This window comes from Nostoc sp. CALU 546, assembly GCF_048836525.1.
This window is the reverse complement of sequence record NZ_JAWJTF010000429.1, coordinates 1-1204: the sequence shown is the minus strand read 5'-3', so window position 1 is coordinate 1204 and position 1204 is coordinate 1. Positions and strand designations below refer to the sequence as shown.

The window sequence follows — 1204 nt, the reverse complement described above, 5'->3', positions numbered from 1 at the left end:
TGAACTCGGTGGTCATTCATTGTTATTAGTTCAAGTTCATAGCAAATTGCAAAAAACATTTCAGCGAGACTTCTCTATGATTGAAATGTTTCAATATCCTACTATTAGTCACCTAGCTAGATATCTAATTCAAGAGTCAAGCGAACAGCCATCTTTTACCCAACATTCTCATCGCCCCGAAAGCCGAACAGCTTCAGTACAGCAACGCAAACAAGCTAGAAAAGAACATCGAGCAGCGACAAAGCACAAGTCCCATTAATTTTGCAAGGTTTGTAGTAAACACTTTAGTGATTAAAAATCCAGGGCTTTAGTCGTGACTACGAACTTATTCAACAACAATGCACTAAAAAAGAAACCTATCCAAGGATATAAAATGACATTAAGCAAACAAGAAATGTCGAACCAAAATTATTTTGTTAAAACTGAGCAAAAATTACATGATGATATTGAAAAGCAAGTGATGCAACTGTTTAGTTCATCAAGCCAAGGAATATATATCGAAGAACAAATAGATGCAATAGTTAATGATTTATCTCAAGATTTTTTAAGTACAACCGATGCTAATAGTCGTATCGATTTAGATTCTTTACTAGACAATTATTCTGATAGTCAAATACCTGTCCAACCTGTTGATTTTGAGAGCTATATCCAAAATTTAGGTAACAATGTTGTAGCTCATTCAATACATACATCCTCGCCACGATTTATGGGTCACATGACCTCGGCGCTTCCTTCTTTTGTGCGCCCAATGGCAAAATTGATGACGGCAATGAATCAAAATGCTGTCAAGATAGAAACTGCTAAAGCATTAAGCTTTTGTGAACGCGAAGCTTTAGCAATGTTACATCGACTAATTTATCAATTTTCTGATAATTTCTACGCTCAACATATTCAACATAACTTAAGTACCCTAGGAATTTTAGTTTCTGGTGGAACCGTGGCAAATATCACGGCACTTTGGTGTGCCCGAAACGCTTCTTTGGCAGCAAAAAATGATTTTCTTGGTATAGAAAAAGAAGGTTTAGCCGCGGCTCTAGATTTCTATGGCTACAAAGGAGCAGTGATTATTGGTTCTGAATTGATGCATTTCTCCTTTGATAAAGCTGCGGATTTAATGGGTATTGGTACGCAGAGTTTAATTAGAATCCCCACTGACAGTAACAATCGAGTTAATATCCAGAAGTTGCGTCAAACTGTTAAAGAG

At 36.5% G+C, this 1204-nt stretch carries 2 protein-coding genes; both read left to right on the top strand.

The annotated features are described in order from the left end of the window. Positions 1-259 (top strand): acyl carrier protein (locus RRG12_RS44275; protein WP_420763379.1); only part of this gene is annotated, 259 nt, incomplete at its 5' end. Between the two features lie 54 nt (positions 260-313). Beyond that, positions 314-1204, top strand: an 891-nt coding sequence (locus tag RRG12_RS44270) for a pyridoxal phosphate-dependent decarboxylase family protein (RefSeq protein WP_420763378.1), incomplete at its 3' end; no start/stop codon positions are given.